The organism is Roseovarius mucosus (assembly GCF_002080415.1).
GTDB classification, from domain to species: domain Bacteria; phylum Pseudomonadota; class Alphaproteobacteria; order Rhodobacterales; family Rhodobacteraceae; genus Roseovarius; species Roseovarius mucosus_A.
Genome location: NZ_CP020474.1, coordinates 196,304 through 211,354, shown reverse-complemented (window position 1 = coordinate 211,354; position 15,051 = coordinate 196,304). Strand labels below are relative to the sequence as shown.

At 59.6% G+C, this 15,051-nt stretch carries 13 protein-coding genes; 8 read left to right on the top strand and 5 right to left on the bottom strand.

Features of this window, described 5'->3' with window-relative positions; genetic code table 11:
• Positions 1–108 precede the first annotated feature (108 nt).
• Positions 109–1,194, top strand: a complete 1,086-nt coding sequence (locus ROSMUCSMR3_RS01030; protein ID WP_008280969.1) for an ABC transporter ATP-binding protein — start codon at positions 109–111, stop codon at positions 1,192–1,194.
• A gap of 10 nt (positions 1,195–1,204) precedes the next feature.
• Here the strand turns inward: ROSMUCSMR3_RS01030 and ROSMUCSMR3_RS01025 are convergent, their stop codons facing one another.
• Both ROSMUCSMR3_RS01025 and secG read right to left on the bottom strand, forming a co-directional pair.
• Positions 1,205–2,848: a CTP synthase gene (locus tag ROSMUCSMR3_RS01025; RefSeq protein ID WP_081506167.1), complete on the bottom strand. Its 1,644-nt coding sequence runs from the start codon at positions 2,846–2,848 to the stop codon at positions 1,205–1,207.
• Positions 2,849–3,017: 169 nt separating this feature from the next.
• The gene (gene secG, locus ROSMUCSMR3_RS01020; RefSeq protein ID WP_008280967.1) at positions 3,018–3,380 is read right to left on the bottom strand and encodes a preprotein translocase subunit SecG; all 363 of its coding nucleotides are present in this window, start codon (positions 3,378–3,380) and stop codon (positions 3,018–3,020) included.
• Between the two features lie 203 nt (positions 3,381–3,583).
• Between secG and ROSMUCSMR3_RS01015 the strand changes: the two genes are divergently transcribed.
• Complete coding sequence (locus tag ROSMUCSMR3_RS01015) at positions 3,584–4,879, top strand: adenylosuccinate synthase (RefSeq protein WP_008280966.1); 1,296 nt, start codon at positions 3,584–3,586, stop codon at positions 4,877–4,879.
• A 9-nt stretch (positions 4,880–4,888) separates the two neighbouring features.
• Positions 4,889–5,113 carry a DUF2842 domain-containing protein gene (locus tag ROSMUCSMR3_RS01010; protein WP_081506166.1) on the top strand — a complete coding sequence of 75 codons (225 nt, stop codon included), beginning with the start codon at positions 4,889–4,891 and terminating at the stop codon, positions 5,111–5,113.
• 73 nt (positions 5,114–5,186) lie between these two features.
• Here the strand turns inward: ROSMUCSMR3_RS01010 and ROSMUCSMR3_RS01005 are convergent, their stop codons facing one another.
• Positions 5,187–7,595: a GcvT family protein gene (locus tag ROSMUCSMR3_RS01005; protein WP_081508510.1), complete on the bottom strand. Its 2,409-nt coding sequence runs from the start codon at positions 7,593–7,595 to the stop codon at positions 5,187–5,189.
• A 253-nt stretch (positions 7,596–7,848) separates the two neighbouring features.
• Between ROSMUCSMR3_RS01005 and ROSMUCSMR3_RS01000 the strand changes: the two genes are divergently transcribed.
• A complete protein-coding gene (locus ROSMUCSMR3_RS01000; RefSeq protein WP_008280963.1) occupies positions 7,849–8,217 on the top strand; it encodes a hypothetical protein in 369 nt (122 codons plus the stop codon).
• A 184-nt stretch (positions 8,218–8,401) separates the two neighbouring features.
• The gene (locus ROSMUCSMR3_RS00995; RefSeq protein WP_081506165.1) at positions 8,402–10,828 is read left to right on the top strand and encodes a GcvT family protein; all 2,427 of its coding nucleotides are present in this window, start codon (positions 8,402–8,404) and stop codon (positions 10,826–10,828) included.
• Positions 10,829–10,832: 4 nt separating this feature from the next.
• Here the strand turns inward: ROSMUCSMR3_RS00995 and ROSMUCSMR3_RS00990 are convergent, their stop codons facing one another.
• Positions 10,833–11,096, bottom strand: coding sequence for a hypothetical protein (locus ROSMUCSMR3_RS00990; RefSeq protein ID WP_081506164.1), 264 nt, complete (start codon positions 11,094–11,096; stop codon positions 10,833–10,835).
• Between the two features lie 10 nt (positions 11,097–11,106).
• Complete coding sequence (locus ROSMUCSMR3_RS00985) at positions 11,107–11,760, bottom strand: alpha/beta hydrolase (RefSeq protein ID WP_008280960.1); 654 nt, start codon at positions 11,758–11,760, stop codon at positions 11,107–11,109.
• A 158-nt stretch (positions 11,761–11,918) separates the two neighbouring features.
• Between ROSMUCSMR3_RS00985 and ROSMUCSMR3_RS00980 the strand changes: the two genes are divergently transcribed.
• The 3 genes from ROSMUCSMR3_RS00980 (at position 11,919) to sufB (ending at position 15,030) form a co-directional block, all read left to right on the top strand.
• The gene (locus tag ROSMUCSMR3_RS00980; protein WP_008280959.1) at positions 11,919–12,380 is read left to right on the top strand and encodes an Rrf2 family transcriptional regulator; all 462 of its coding nucleotides are present in this window, start codon (positions 11,919–11,921) and stop codon (positions 12,378–12,380) included.
• 65 nt (positions 12,381–12,445) lie between these two features.
• Positions 12,446–13,489 carry a cysteine desulfurase family protein gene (locus ROSMUCSMR3_RS00975; RefSeq protein WP_081506163.1) on the top strand — a complete coding sequence of 348 codons (1,044 nt, stop codon included), beginning with the start codon at positions 12,446–12,448 and terminating at the stop codon, positions 13,487–13,489.
• A gap of 17 nt (positions 13,490–13,506) precedes the next feature.
• Positions 13,507–15,030, top strand: a complete 1,524-nt coding sequence (gene sufB, locus ROSMUCSMR3_RS00970; protein WP_008280957.1) for a Fe-S cluster assembly protein SufB — start codon at positions 13,507–13,509, stop codon at positions 15,028–15,030.
• The last annotated feature ends 21 nt before the right edge of the window (positions 15,031–15,051 follow it).

Sequence of the window (15,051 nt, the reverse complement as noted above, 5' to 3'; positions counted from 1 at the left end):
CCGGGCTGTCAACGGACGGCCGCCATATGGCTTGCACAGGTGGCGAGGGGTTGATATTTCCAGCGGACAAAACCCGATAGAATTGATCGGATAGACCAAGAGGCCCCGGTGCAGACCCCAATTCCCCGGCTGGAAATCAAGAACCTGATGCGCCGCTACGACGGTCGGCATGTGGTCAATAACGTCTCCTTGCGGGTGATGCCGGGGCATGTGACCTGCCTGCTGGGGCCGTCTGGGTGTGGCAAATCGACGACGCTGCGGATGATCGCAGGGGTCGAGATGCAGGATTCGGGCGAGATTTGGGTGGATGGCTCGCTGGTCTGTGACACGGTCTATCGCGTGCCCCCCGAGCGGCGTCATATCGGTCTGATGTTTCAGGATTTCGCGCTGTTCCCACATCTGAGCGTGGCGCGGAATGTCGGCTTTGGCCTGAGCGGGGATAAGGCCGCCAAGCAACGTCGCATCGAGGAATTGCTCGATCGGGTTGGGCTTTCGCGATATCTTAACGCCTATCCCCATGAACTTTCCGGGGGCGAGCAGCAGCGCGTCGCCCTTGCGCGAGCATTGGCACCCCGCCCCGGTATCATGCTGATGGACGAGCCTTTTTCCGGTCTTGATAACCGTCTGCGCGACGGTATCCGCGACGAGACGCTGGAAATTCTGCGCGAGCAGGATACGGCGGTGCTATTGGTGACGCATGAGCCCGAAGAGGCGATGCGCATGGCTGATGAGATTGCGCTGATGCGCGACGGGCGGATCGTGCAGCAGGGCGCGCCCTATAACGTCTACAACGCCCCTGTGGATCGCAGCGCCATGGCGTTTTTCTCAGAGGTCAATGTGATCCGGGGGCGGGTGCGCGGCTCGCTGGTTGATACCCCGTTTGGTCAGTTCCTCTCGCCGGGGGCCTATGAGGGCAGCGAAGTCGAGATTGTGATCCGGCCACAGCACATCAAGATCGACTTTGACCGCCACGGGCGCGGCCCCAATCCAACCCCACAGGATGGCACGCCCGCGCGCGGTGTGGTCGAGCGCGCGCGCTTCATGGGGTCCGAGAGCCTGGTCGAGTTTCGCATGGATCACGACGGGTCACTGCTCAAGGCCACCGTGCCTAACGTGTTCCTGCCCAGACCGGGCAAGGCGCTCTGGTTGATGATCCGGCGCGACCGCTGTTTCCTCTTCCCCGTTAAGGGCTGAGGCGCGCGTCTTAGACCAGACGCGAGGTTGCAAGCGCCGCGCGCACGAAATCCGCAAAGAGCGGATGCGGCGCGAACGGCTTGGATTTCAGTTCGGGGTGATACTGCACGCCGATGAACCACGGGTGATCCGACCATTCCACAATCTCGGGCAGGCGGCCATCGGGCGACATCCCCGAAAACGTCAGGCCGCAGCCCTCGAGCTTCTCGCGATACTTGGTGTCCACCTCATAGCGGTGGCGGTGACGCTCATCAATCGCGGTGGTGCCATAGATCGCCGCAACCCGCGTGCCGTCCTTGAGCACGGCATCATAGGCCCCAAGACGCATGGTGCCGCCCTTGTCATCGCTGACCTTGCGCTGAACCTTCTCGTTGCCCTGCACCCATTCCTTGAGGTGGTAGACGACCGGCTCGAACCGGCGCTTGCCAGCCTCATGATCGAATTCTTCTGATCCGGCGTCCTTCATGCCGGCCACATTGCGCGCGGCCTCAATCACCGCCATCTGCATGCCAAGGCAAATGCCAAGATAGGGGATTTTGCGGGTGCGGGCGAATTCTGCTGCCTTGATCTTGCCCTCGGTGCCACGTTCGCCAAAGCCGCCGGGCACAAGGATGGCGTGAAACCCCTCAAGGTGGGCGGCGGGGTCTTCCCGCTCGAAAATCTCGGCATCGACCCATTCCACGTTGACCTTGACCCGGTTGGCCATGCCACCATGGATCAGCGCCTCTTTGATCGACTTATAGGCATCCTCAAGCTGCACATATTTGCCGACAATGGCGATATTGACCGCCCCGTCGGTGTTTTGGATGCGGTCCACCACATCAAGCCAGACTGTCAGATCGGGTTTGGGGGCGGGGCTGATTTGAAACACATCGAGCACGGCTTGATCCAGCCCTTCGCGGTGATATGCCAGCGGGGCCTCATAAATGGATTTGAGATCATAGGCCGCGACGACATGCTCTTTGCGGACATTGCAAAACAGCGCAATCTTTTCGCGTTCCTTGTCCGGGATCGGCTGTTCCGAGCGACAGACAAGGATATCAGGCGCGATGCCGATGCTCTGCAATTCCTTGACGCTGTGTTGCGTCGGTTTGGTCTTTAACTCGCCACTGGCGGCAAGATAGGGCAGGAGGGTTAGATGCATGAAAATGCACTGTCCGCGCGGGCGGTCATGGCTGAACTGGCGGATCGCCTCGAAGAAGGGCAACCCCTCGATATCGCCGACAGTACCGCCGATCTCGCAGAGCATGAAATCAACCTCATCCTCACCAATGCTCAGGAAGTCTTTGATTTCATTGGTGACATGCGGCACCACCTGAATGGTTTTGCCGAGGTAATCGCCGCGGCGTTCCTTTTCCAGCACATTGGAATAGATGCGCCCGGAACTGACCGAGTCAGAAATCCGTGCTGGCACGCCGGTGAACCGTTCGTAATGGCCAAGATCAAGATCGGTTTCGGCACCATCATCGGTCACGAAGACTTCGCCATGCTCAAAAGGCGACATCGTGCCGGGATCGACATTGAGATAGGGATCAAGTTTGCGGAGCCGTACTGAGAACCCGCGCGCTTGCAACAGCGCCCCAAGTGCGGCCGAAGCAAGCCCTTTGCCGAGCGAAGACACAACGCCGCCGGTGATGAAAATATATCGTGCCATGCGCTGAGGCCCCCGTGATCTCGTGTTTTTTATGGTCGGTCAAAAAACCCAGAGATGGCCCAAAAGACCACCCTGCCACGGGATTTAACCTCTACAGGATTCGCGAGGATTACGCAAGCCAACCGCTAGATGATGTTGCGTAATCCCGTCGTGCCCTCAAAGAATTGTGTCAGTCCGCTGTCGGTGTCAAAGGTGCCGTATCGCCTGCAGGCGGTGGCATCAATGCGTCAACATCGGGAAGCGCAGGCGTAGTCGTCTCTGCTGCGGGCGGCTGATCGGTCAGACGGTCCAGAACCGAGACCCCAGCGGCATTTTGCGCCGCGATGATGGTCAGCGTGATCGAGGTCACGATGAATGCCGCCGCGAGAATCCATGTCATCTTGCCCAAGGCCGTGGCTGCCGCGCGGCCTGTCATGGCCCCGCCACCACCGCCACCCATGCCAAGCCCGCCGCCCTCGGAGCGTTGCAGCAGCACCACGCCGATAAGGGCGAGCGCGAGAAGAAGATGGACGGTCAGAACGACATTTTCCATGGATCAGGGGGCCTGTGCTTATGTCTCGATCTGCCGCTATCTATGCAATTCCGCGCCCGCCCGCAACCCGGCAATCGGCTCTGGCGTGCCAAATCGGGGAATGTAACGGCGTCTCGGGGGGCTGTGGTGAATTAGATGTTTCACCCGGCGCATCCCCCCGTTATACCGGCGCGCGGTTTGGACCAAATGCCGAGGGGTAAATCATGGCAAATGTCGTCGTCGTCGGGGCCCAGTGGGGGGACGAGGGAAAAGGCAAGATCGTCGATTGGCTGAGTGAACGCGCCGATGTGATCGCGCGCTTTCAGGGTGGCCATAATGCGGGCCATACTCTTGTGATCGACGGCAAGGTCTACAAGCTCAACGCGCTGCCCTCTGGCGTGGTGCGGGGCGGCAAGCTGAGCGTCATCGGCAATGGCGTGGTGCTGGACCCTTGGCATCTGGTCAAAGAGATCGCCTCGATCCGCGAGCAGGGCGTGACGATCACACCCGAGACGCTGATGATTGCCGAAAATACTCCGCTCATTCTGCCGATTCACGGTGAATTGGACCGCGCCCGTGAAGAAGCGGCCAGCAAAGGCACCAAGATCGGCACCACAGGGCGCGGCATTGGGCCTGCCTATGAGGACAAGGTGGGGCGTCGTTCGGTCCGGGTGGCGGATCTGGCGGATGAGGCCACGTTGATCGCGCGCGTGGACCGCGCGCTTCAGCATCACGATCCATTGCGGCGCGGTCTTGGCATCGCCCCGGTTGATCGTGAGGCCCTGATTGCCCAGTTGAAAGACATCGCGGCGCAGATCCTGCCCTATGCCGCTCCGGTCTGGAAGGTGCTGAACGAGCAGCGCCGCGCGGGCAAGCGGATCCTGTTCGAAGGCGCGCAGGGCGCCCTTCTGGATATTGATTTTGGCACCTACCCGTTTGTGACCTCTTCCAATGTGATCGCCGGTCAGGCGGCCACCGGCGTGGGCCTTGGGCCGGGGGCGATTGACTATGTGTTGGGCATCGTCAAGGCCTATACCACGCGCGTGGGCGAAGGGCCGTTTCCGACCGAATTGCACGATGCGGATGGTCAACGCCTTGGCGAGCGCGGGCATGAGTTTGGTACGGTGACGGGGCGCAAGCGGCGCTGCGGCTGGTTTGATGCTTGTCTCGTGCGGCAAACCTGCGTGACCTCTGGCGTCACTGGCATCGCACTCACGAAACTTGATGTGCTTGATGGGTTCGAGACGCTGAAAATCTGCGTGGGCTATGATCTGGACGGCACGCGGTTGGATTATCTGCCGACCGCTGCCGATCAACAGGCGCGGTGCACGCCGATCTATGAAGAGCTGCCGGGTTGGTCGCAATCGACCGAGGGCGCGCGCAGTTGGGCCGATCTGCCCGCCGAGGCCATCAAATATGTGCGCCGCGTCGAAGAGTTGATCGACTGTCCCGTCGCCCTACTATCTACCTCACCCGAGCGCGAGGATACGATCCTCGTGACAGACCCTTTCGCAGATTGAGGAGGACCGATGCCGCTCAGTTACAAGGCCCGGAAACGCTGGTCATTGGTGGTGTTGCTGGTGGGTTTGCCTGCCTATGTGGTGGCGGCAGTGACCCTTGTGAACTGGATGGATCGGCCCTCGATCTGGGTGGAATTGATGATTTACGTGGGGTTGGGATTCCTTTGGATCGTGCCGCTCAAGCGCGTGTTCCTTGGGGTGGGGCAACCTGACCCGGACGCGTCAAAGGATTAAGTTAGCCGTTCATATCTCTGAAAATACGTAAAAAAACCGGCGCTTGCCTCTGAGCATGCGCCGGTTTTCTATTTCAGCCGCGCATCCGCGCCCCGTCCACGTCAAAGAGTGCTTCGGTGAGCATCTTTGCCGCCCGCTTGTGGCCCAAGATTTCGATCTCGGCCTCCAGCCCCGCCTCGGCCAGATCTGCGGGAATGAGGGCGAGCGCGATGGATTTGCCCGCATGGTGCGAATAGCCGCCCGAGGTACAAAAGCCACGCACCTCGCCGTCGATCCAGACCGGTTCGTATCCGTTGACATCGGCGTCCAGCGCTTCGACCTCAAACGCCACCAGTTTACGCGCCGCACCTGTTGCACGCTCCGCCTCGGCCGCCGCGCGACCAAAGAAATCGGTGTTCTTGGTAAAGCTGATGAACCGGTCCATCCCGGTCTCGCCGGGCGTGTAGTCTGGCGAAAACTCGTTGAGCCAAGAGCCAAAGAACCGATCCAGCCGCAGTGACATCATCGCCCGCATCCCAAAGGGCTGCATCCCGTGCTTTTGCCCCGTCGACCAAAGCACATCCCAGAGCGCGCGTTGTGCCATCGGATCACAGAAAATCTCATAACCCAGATCACCGGTATAGCTGACACGCTGCACAAGGCAGTCAACCATCCCCACGGTGGCGCGGCGCACATCCATAAAGCGCATCTCGCCCAGCGGGTCACGGGTGCAGGCCATGAGCACCTCGCGCGCTTTTGGCCCGGCGATTTGAAACCCGTTAAGCCGGTCGGAAATATTCTCAACACGCACGCCTGTCGCCTCGTTCTGCGCGAACCAGCGCATATGGACAGCTTGCGCGCCATAAGAGGCGGTGAGTTGAAAGGTCGTGTCATTGAGACAAGAGACCGTGAAATCGCCCCAGAGCCGCCCCTTGGGCGAGAGCATCGGCGTGAGCGAGAGCCGCCCCGGCTTGGGAATGCGCCCGGCCATGATCCGGTCGAGCCAATCGCGGGCATTTGGCCCGGTGACAAGGTATTTGCCGAAATTATGCACCTCATTGATGCCCACGGCCTCGCGGACGGCTTTGACCTCGCGCGCGGTTGCATCCCATGCGTTGGAGCGGCGGAACGAGGGCGTCTCATAGCGCGGTTCGTCGGCTTTGGCAAAGTAGTTGACCACCTCCAAACCATATTGTGCGCCCCAGACTGCGCCCATACCGTCGAAGACCTCGTACATCGGTGTTTGGCGGAAAGGGCGGGCGGCGGGCAGTTCTTCGTTCGGGTAGCTGACGCTGAACCGTTTCTGATAGTTTTCAATCACTTTCGGGCGGGTGTAGCCCGGTGTGATCCAGTCACCAAAGCGCGCCACATCCATCGCCGTCACGTCGCGTTCGCATTCGCCGTGGATCATCCATTGCGCCAGCATGAGGCCGACGCCACCGCCCTGAGAAAAGCCCGCCATCACGCCGCAGGCCGACCAATAGCCGCGCAGTCCGGGAATGGGGCCGACCAGCGGGTTGCCATCGGGGGCAAAGGTGAAGGGGCCATGAATGACGGATTTGACGCCCGCGTCTTCCAGAACGGGAAAACGACGATAGGCGAATTCGATGCTGGCTTCGATCTTGTCGAGGTTGTCGGGCAAGAGTTCGTGGCCGAAATCCCACGGCGTGCCGTCAACCGCCCATGGCCTGCAAGGCTGTTCATAAAAGCCGATACACAGCCCGCGACCCTCTTGGCGCAGATAGCTTTCGCCGGCCGGGTCCATGACATGCGGATGTTCGGTTTCGCGGTTGTAGATGTCGGGGATTTCGTCGGTGACGATGTACTGATGTTCCATCGGATGCAGCGGCAGGTAGACGCCTGCCATTGCCCCCACCTCGCGCGCCCAGAGGCCGCCCGCGTTGACCACATGCTCGGTGTGGATGGTGCCCTTGTCGGTTACAACATCCCATGTGCCATCGGCGCGCTGTTTGGTTTCACGCACCATGCAATGCGTCTCTATGCTGGCCCCGCCCATGCGCGCAGCCTTTGCATAGGCATGGGTGGTTCCAGACGGGTCAAGATGCCCGTCCAGTGGATCGTAGAGACCGCCGATGATCCCCTCGATATTGGTCACCGGCGCGATCTTGGCGATTTCTTCGGGTGTTACGATATGGGTGTCGAGGCCCATGTAGCGGTGTTTGGCCCGCTCGGCCAAAAGCATGTCAAAGCGGTCCCGGTTGTCGGCAAGCGTCACACCGCCAACATGATGCAGCCCGCAGGACATGCCGGTGATCTCTTCAAGCTCCTTGTAAAGGCGGATGGTATAGCCCTGAAGGGCCGCCATATTGGTATCGCCATTGAGCGTGTGAAACCCGCCCGCAGCGTGCCAGGTAGAGCCGGAGGTTAATTCCGAACGCTCCAACAGCATGACATCTGACCAGCCCAGCTTGGTCAGGTGATAGAGCACGGAACAGCCGACGACACCGCCGCCAATCACGACCACACGGGTGCTGGTCTTCATTTTATAACTCCCTGAGATTTTGCCAGAGCCTGCCAGTGGCGCTGGAAAGATCATGTCTGTTAGCGACAGATTATGCCGTATTTGCCTAGGGCTTTGCGCGGTATGGCACAGAATCCACCAGAGATTGCTTTAACAAATCTTGTCAAAATACAATCATAGGGAGAATCATTGAAAAGATTATCCCTTTAAAGTATTAGTTAATTGCTCGCGTTATTGTGCGGGTAACATCAATTTAACCTAGGAGGCCTTTGAAATGGCACAAGATTTTTATGAATTTGATCAAAGCGCAGTTGATGCCGCCCTTGACGTCGCCCGCCGCAGGCATGAGGGCCATACCGCAGCCAAGAATCTGACCGCACAGTCCGCTCTTCCGGCAGGTGGCGGGCATGTTGCGGTCGCGGCTCAGTGCATCTCTGTCAGCGTGTCAAACCATCAAGTCTGTATCAACCTTCCACTCGGGCTTGGCAAACATTGCCTGCCTCTGCCCGTATCCATCCCCGATGGCACTGCTGCCGAAGCGTGTTTGGACATTTGCACCAAGTTCGGCATCCCGACCGGCGTCAAAGTGTCGGTCAAGGTTGCCGGAAGCACGGTGATCAGCGAGACCTTTGGCATTTGCTGAGGTAGCGCAGCTCTGACTCTTCTGACCGATTTATTTGGTGTGCGGCCTGTCCCTGAGGGGGCAGGCCAATCTTTTGCTCATTGGCGCTGACTTGCATCACAGCGACAGAATATGTCGGGGATCGGCAATCGAATTGCGGTCCACCGCTTCAGGATATGGGCAGAAAATTCCAAAGGGACCCCCCATGAAAACCCATGCACAGGCTGTCGTGATCGGCGGCGGCGTTATCGGATGCTCGATTCTCTACCACCTGACCAAGCTTGGGTGGACCGATGTTGTCCTTTTGGAGCGCAATGAATTGACCAGCGGAAGCACATGGCATGCCGCTGCGAATATCCACGGGCTGCACGACAGTGCCAATATCAGCCGGCTGCAACATTACACGATGAACCTCTATAACGAGTTGGAGGCAGAGACCGGACAAAGCTGTGGCGTGTTCCAGCCCGGCAGTCTCTATCTGGCACAGACCGAGAATCGCGAGCATCAGTTGCGCCTGCAAGCTGCCAAGGCCAAGCTTTACGGCATGAATTTTCATGAAATTGGCCGGGACGAGGCAGAACGCCTGCATCCGCTGGTGAATTTCGACGGTATCCGCTGCATCATGTATGAGCCCGATGGCGGCAATGTTGATCCGTCTGGCGTGACCAATGCCTATGCGGTGGGCGCACGGCAGCGCGGTGCGGAAATCCACCGCTTCACCCCGGTTACGGCGACAGTGCAGCAGGCGGATGGGTCTTGGATCGTCGAGACGCCCAAGGGCAATATCCATACGCCTTGGGTGATCAACGCGGCAGGGCTTTGGGGGCGTGAGGTGGCCAAGCTGGCGGGCATCGAATTGCCGCTGCAACCCACCGAACACCAGTATTTCGTCACCGAAATGATCGCTGAGATTGCGGGCCTGGATCGGCGTTTGCCGTCGGTGGCGGATCGCGACGGGGAATATTACCTGCGCCAAGAGGGCAAGGGCCTGCTGATCGGCGCCTATGAGCGCGATATGCGGTTCTGGGCCGAGGACGGCACGCCACTCGATTTTGCGCATGACCTATTTCCCGACGATCTGGAGCGGATTGAAGAAAACATGCTGCGCGCGATAGACCGGGTGCCTGTGGTGGGCACGGCGGGGATCAAGCGGGTGATCAACGGCCCGATGATCTGGTCACCCGACAGCAACGTGATTCTTGGGCCTGTGCCCGAGCTTAAGGGGTATTTCTGTTGTAATGGCATCATCCCCGGCTTTAGCCAGTCGGCGGGCATGGGCTGGATGGTCGCCGAATGGCTGATCAACGGCGAAATGAAATATGATATGTTTACGTGGGACGTCGCGCGGTTTGGTCTCTGGGCCAATAATCGCGAATTCGTAAAGGCCAAGGTTCGCGATCAATACGCGCATCGCTTTTCGATCCATTTTCCGAATGAAGAGCGCAGCGCGGGGAGGCCTTTGCGGACACGGCCCGTCTATCAGATGCAAAAAGACATGGGCGCGGTGTTTGGCCTGAACTATGGCTGGGAGCATCCGCTGTGGTTCTCGGACGCGCCCGGCACGACTGACACCAACGGGTTTACCCGCCAGAATTGGTGGGGGCCGGTGGGTGAGGAATGCAAGATGCTGCGCGCGCGGGCCGGTATCATCGACATCTCGAATTTTGCCAAATACCGGGTCAAGGGGCCGGGGGCGGAGGAGTGGCTGAACGCGGTCTTTGCCAACCGGATGCCCAAGGCGGTGGGGCGGTCGTGCCTGACGCCGCTGATTGGCGTGCGGGGCGGCATCGCGGGCGATGCCACCGTAACGCGGCTGGCCGAAGACGAGTTCTGGGTTATCTCCTCGGGCATGGCCGAGCGTTATCACAAGCGGTTCTTTGATGCCGTGCCGTTACCGGAAGGGACCACATTCGAGAGCCTGACCGACACAGTCTGTGGGTTCAACGTGGCCGGGCCTAAATCGCGCGAGATGCTGCAACGGCTGACCAATGCCTCATTGGCGACAGAGGATTTCCCCTTTATGCGCTCGGCGCGGATTGAACTGGCTGGGGTCGATTGCGTTGCAATCCGTGTCAGTTTCACCGGCGATCTTGGCTGGGAATTGCATTGTCCCGCCGAGGATCAGGCGCAGCTTTACGCCGCCTTGTTGGCAGCGGGCCGCGAGATTGGGGCCGGGCCTGTGGGCAGCCGGGCGCTGATGAGCCTTCGCATCGAGAAAGGATATGGATCGTGGAGCCGCGAATATAGCCCCGAATATTGGCCGCAAGAGGCGGGGCTTGCCGCGCTGTGCAAGATGGACAAGGATTTTCTCAATAAGCCCGCGCTTGAGGCGGTGATCGGCCAAGAACCCCGTGAGCGGCTGGTGATCTTGCATCTGGAGGAGGCGGATGTAAGCGCATCCAATGCCGATGCCACGGGTGGCGAGCCGATTTTCAAGGATGGTTTGGGCGTGGGGCGCGTGTCTTCGGGGGCTTATGGCTATTCCGTCGGCATGAGTTTGGCGCTTGGCTATGTCAAGGGCGGGGCGATGCCGGGCGATGCGGTGGAAGTGATGGTGCTGGGTCGCCCGCACCGCGCGCATATTCTGCACGCGGCACCGTTCGACCCAGAGGGCGCACGCCTGCGCTCCTGAGGCTTCAGGCGTCGCCGCTGTCGTTTTTAGCGCCAGCGGCGGCCTCTTTTGCGGCCTTCATGCGTTTGAGCTTGTCCACGAGATAGGCCCGCGCCTTGATATTGGCGCGGCGCACACGCACAGCGGTCAAGAACGCCTCTTCGGCGGTTTGTGAGGTGGCCCCGAGGATTTTTTGCACATCGGTGATAATCATCTCATCGCCGGTCGCCTCGACCGCCTTGATCACGTCGCGGGCCAATTCGTCGGCCAAATCCTCGGTCACGCCCATGGTGTGCTCCTTAGCGTGTATTCTCGGTCAAGCGCCGTTTGACATAGGTGCTGACCGATCCGATCATCGTGTCCATATGCGGCTCTTTGAAGAAGTGATCCGCACCCTCGACCTCTTGATGGGTGATGGTGATGCCATGCTGTTCATGCAGCTTGTTCACCAAAGACTTGGTATCCGCAGGCGGGGCCACCCGATCATGACTGCCGTTGATGATCAGGCCAGAGGCGGGGCAGGGTGCCAGAAAGCTGAAATCATACATATTGGCGGGGGGCGACACAGAGATGAAGCCGGTGATCTCGGGCCGCCGCATCAGAAGCTGCATGCCGATCCAAGCGCCAAAGGAAAAGCCTGCGACCCAGCAATGTTTGGAATTGTTGTTCATGGATTGCAGGTAATCAAGCGCCGAGGCTGCATCGGACAATTCACCGATGCCTTGATCGTATTCGCCTTGGCTACGTCCGACCCCGCGGAAGTTAAAGCGCAGCACGGTAAAGCCCATGTTGTAAAAGGCGTAGTGCAGGTTATACACGACCTTGTTGTTCATGGTCCCGCCGAATTGCGGATGCGGATGCAACACGATCGCGATGGGCGCGTCTTTTTCCTTTTGCGGGTGGTAGCGGCCTTCGAGCCGGCCTTCGGGGCCGGGAAAGATAACCTCGGGCATGGGTTCCCTGTGTCCTCTTCATGGGTGAGTGCGATAATCTTGACGACTTCGCTCGGGCACCTTAGAAATGTTCTAAATTGTGATCCGGGCCAGGATGGCTCAGAGCGAGATAAGCCTTGTGTCGCGCAAGGTCAATCTGTTCGCGTGGGGGGACGCCAATGAAACTGAGCACAAAAGGGCGCTATGCGATGGTTGCACTGGTCGATATCGCCTTGCAGCCGGCGGGATCGGTGGTGACTCTTGGCGATATTTCGAGGCGGCAGGATATTTCGCTGCCGTATCTGGAGCAGCTTTTCGTCAAATTGCGGCGGGCAGATCTGGTGAAATCGGTGCGCGGGCCCGGTGGGGGCTATCGTCTGATGCGCCCGGCGTCGGAAATCCGGGTCACGGATATTCTGGCGGCAGTGGATGAGACGATTGATGCGCTGCACAAGGGCGCGGGTGCCTCGGGGGCCGCGAGCGGATCGCGGGCGCAGTCGATGACCAACCGTTTGTGGGAGGGGCTGAGTGCGCATGTCTATGTGTTCTTGCACCAAACGCGGCTGAGCGATGTGGCGGGCAATTCGTTGGCACCCTGTCCGGCGGTGCCGCATCTCTTTGCCGTGGTGGATGACGAGTGATCAGGCCTTTCTAAGGGCTGTGCTGTCGCAGATCCTGCGTATTTCACTTGGAAGAACGGACAATCATGCAGAGAGTCTATCTCGATTATAACGCAACCGCCCCGCTGCGCGTTGAAGCGCGCGAGGCCATGCTGGACGCGATGGATCTGATCGGTAACCCCTCGAGCGTGCATGCCGAGGGGCGCGCCGCCAAAGGGCTGATCGAGCGCGCGCGGGCGCAAGTGGCGACGGCGCTTGGCGCGGATGGGGCTGATGTGATTTTCACCTCTGGGGCGACCGAAGCGGCGGCGCTCGCCTGTATTGGGCGACACCTCCATGGTGCTGCGGTCGAGCATGACGCGCTGACGTCTTGGATCACGCCCGATTTGCCGGCTGATAGCGACGGGCGGGTTGCGGTTGCGGATCCGGCGCAGGCTGTCTTGCAACTGGCCAATTCCGAAACCGGCGTGGTGCAAGCGCTGCCCAATGGGCTGGCCGTTAGCGATATGACCCAGGCCTTTGGCAAGCTGCCGCTGGCCTTTAACTGGTCCGGTGTCGAGATGGCGTTGATTTCGGCGCATAAACTTGGCGGACCGAAAGGGGTAGGGGCGCTGGTGATCAAGCGCGGCACCGATCTTGCGGCGCAGATCCGAGGGGGTGGGCAGGAAATGGGCCGCCGTGCGGGCACCGAGAATGTGGTTGGCATCGCCGGATTCGGGGCTGCGGCAGAGGCGGCCGGGCATGATTTGGCCGAGGGTATCTGGGGCCCCATCGAAAAACTTAGAAACATTCTAGAAAATACCATTGCAGAGTTTTCAAATGAGACTATTTTTGTCGGGAAAGCTGCGCCGCGATTGCCGAACACCAGTTGTTTCATCACGCCCGGATGGAAGGGCGAAACACAGGTGATGGCGATGGACCTTGCCGGGTTTGCGATCTCTGCCGGGAGTGCGTGCTCCAGTGGCAAGGTCAAATCCAGTCGGGTGCTGCGCGCGATGGGGTTTGACGAGGCCATGGCGGGAAGCGCTATCCGCGTATCGCTGGGGCCGCAGACGACCGAGGACGACATTTTACGCTTTGCCGAGAGTTGGCTGAAGCGCTTGCAAAAACATCGTGGCCGTTTGGCCTGAGACGTAAGGAGAGGGGAATGGCTGCTGTGGACAAGGTTCAGGTCAAAGACGGGGTAGACCAGGAAACCGTCGATGCGGTCCGTCAAGTCGGCGAGGCGTATAAATACGGCTGGAATACCGATATCGAGATGGATTACGCGCCGCTTGGCCTGAATGAGGACATCGTGCGGCTGATCTCTTCCAAGAATGAAGAGCCGGAATGGATGACCGAGTGGCGGCTTGAAGCCTATCGTCGCTGGCTGACCAAGACAGAGCCCGAATGGGCGATGGTCGATTACCCCAAGATCGATTTTCAGGCGCAGTATTACTATGCGCGCCCCAAGTCGATGGAGGTCAAGCCCAAGTCATTGGACGAGGTCGATCCCAAGCTGCTGGCAACCTATGAAAAGCTGGGTATTCCGCTTAAGGAGCAGTTGATCCTTGCCGGGGTTGAGGGGGCAGAGGATGCGCCCGCCGAAGGCCGTAAAGTGGCGGTCGACGCGGTGTTTGATTCGGTGTCCGTGGGCACCACCTTTCAAAAGGAACTGCGCCAGGCCGGGGTGATCTTTTGCTCCATCTCCGAGGCGATCCGCGAGCATCCTGAACTGGTCAAGAAATACCTCGGCTCTGTCGTGCCGGTCAGTGACAATTTCTATGCCACGCTGAATTCGGCGGTCTTTTCAGACGGGTCTTTTGTCTATGTGCCGCCCGGCGTGCGCTGCCCGATGGAATTGAGCACCTATTTCCGGATCAATGCCGAGAATACGGGTCAGTTCGAGCGGACGTTGATCATCGCCGACAAGGGATCCTATGTCAGCTATCTTGAAGGCTGCACCGCTCCCAAGCGTGACACCAGCCAGTTGCACGCCGCTGTGGTCGAGATTATCATCGAGGAAGACGCCGAGGTGAAGTATTCCACGGTGCAGAACTGGTATCCGGGCGATGAGAATGGCAAGGGTGGCATCTACAACTTTGTCACCAAGCGCGCCGACTGCCGGGGCGACCGGGCCAAGGTGATGTGGACGCAGGTGGAAACCGGCTCTGCCGTCACTTGGAAATACCCGTCCTGCATCCTGCGCGGCGATGACAGCCAAGGCGAATTCTATTCCATCGCTATCGCCAACAACTATCAGCAGGCCGATACCGGCACCAAGATGATCCATCTGGGCAAGAATACCCGGTCACGCATCGTGTCCAAGGGCATCAGCGCGGGCCATGCACAGAACACCTATCGTGGGTTGGTCAGCATGCACCCCAAGGCCAAGAACAGCCGCAATTACACGCAATGCGACAGCCTGCTCATTGGTGACAAATGCGGCGCGCATACCGTGCCCTATATCGAGGTCAAGAACAACTCGAGCCGGGTAGAGCATGAGGCCACCACCTCCAAGGTGGATGACGATCAGATGTTCTATTGCCGCGCCCGTGGCATGGACGAGGAAGAGGCGGTGGCGCTTGTCGTCAACGGATTCTGCCGTGATGTGTTGCAGGCGCTGCCGATGGAGTTTGCCATGGAAGCGCAGCAGTTGGTGGCGATTTCGTTGGAAGGGTCGGTGGGCTAACGTCCACCCTCGGGGAAAGTG

Coding starts and splice junctions, on each gene's coding strand:
- ROSMUCSMR3_RS01000 (WP_008280963.1), top strand. CDS start 7,849: ATGGCACAAGATTTTTATGAATTTGATCAAAGCGCAGTTGATGCCGCC.
- ROSMUCSMR3_RS01015 (WP_008280966.1), top strand. CDS start 3,584: ATGGCAAATGTCGTCGTCGTCGGGGCCCAGTGGGGGGACGAGGGAAAA.
- secG (WP_008280967.1), bottom strand. CDS start 3,380: ATGGAAAATGTCGTTCTGACCGTCCATCTTCTTCTCGCGCTCGCCCTT.
- ROSMUCSMR3_RS01005 (WP_081508510.1), bottom strand. CDS start 7,595: ATGAAGACCAGCACCCGTGTGGTCGTGATTGGCGGCGGTGTCGTCGGC.
- ROSMUCSMR3_RS00995 (WP_081506165.1), top strand. CDS start 8,402: ATGAAAACCCATGCACAGGCTGTCGTGATCGGCGGCGGCGTTATCGGA.
- ROSMUCSMR3_RS01010 (WP_081506166.1), top strand. CDS start 4,889: ATGCCGCTCAGTTACAAGGCCCGGAAACGCTGGTCATTGGTGGTGTTG.
- ROSMUCSMR3_RS00980 (WP_008280959.1), top strand. CDS start 11,919: ATGAAACTGAGCACAAAAGGGCGCTATGCGATGGTTGCACTGGTCGAT.
- ROSMUCSMR3_RS01025 (WP_081506167.1), bottom strand. CDS start 2,848: ATGGCACGATATATTTTCATCACCGGCGGCGTTGTGTCTTCGCTCGGC.
- ROSMUCSMR3_RS00985 (WP_008280960.1), bottom strand. CDS start 11,760: ATGCCCGAGGTTATCTTTCCCGGCCCCGAAGGCCGGCTCGAAGGCCGC.
- ROSMUCSMR3_RS00975 (WP_081506163.1), top strand. CDS start 12,446: ATGCAGAGAGTCTATCTCGATTATAACGCAACCGCCCCGCTGCGCGTT.
- ROSMUCSMR3_RS00990 (WP_081506164.1), bottom strand. CDS start 11,096: ATGGGCGTGACCGAGGATTTGGCCGACGAATTGGCCCGCGACGTGATC.
- sufB (WP_008280957.1), top strand. CDS start 13,507: ATGGCTGCTGTGGACAAGGTTCAGGTCAAAGACGGGGTAGACCAGGAA.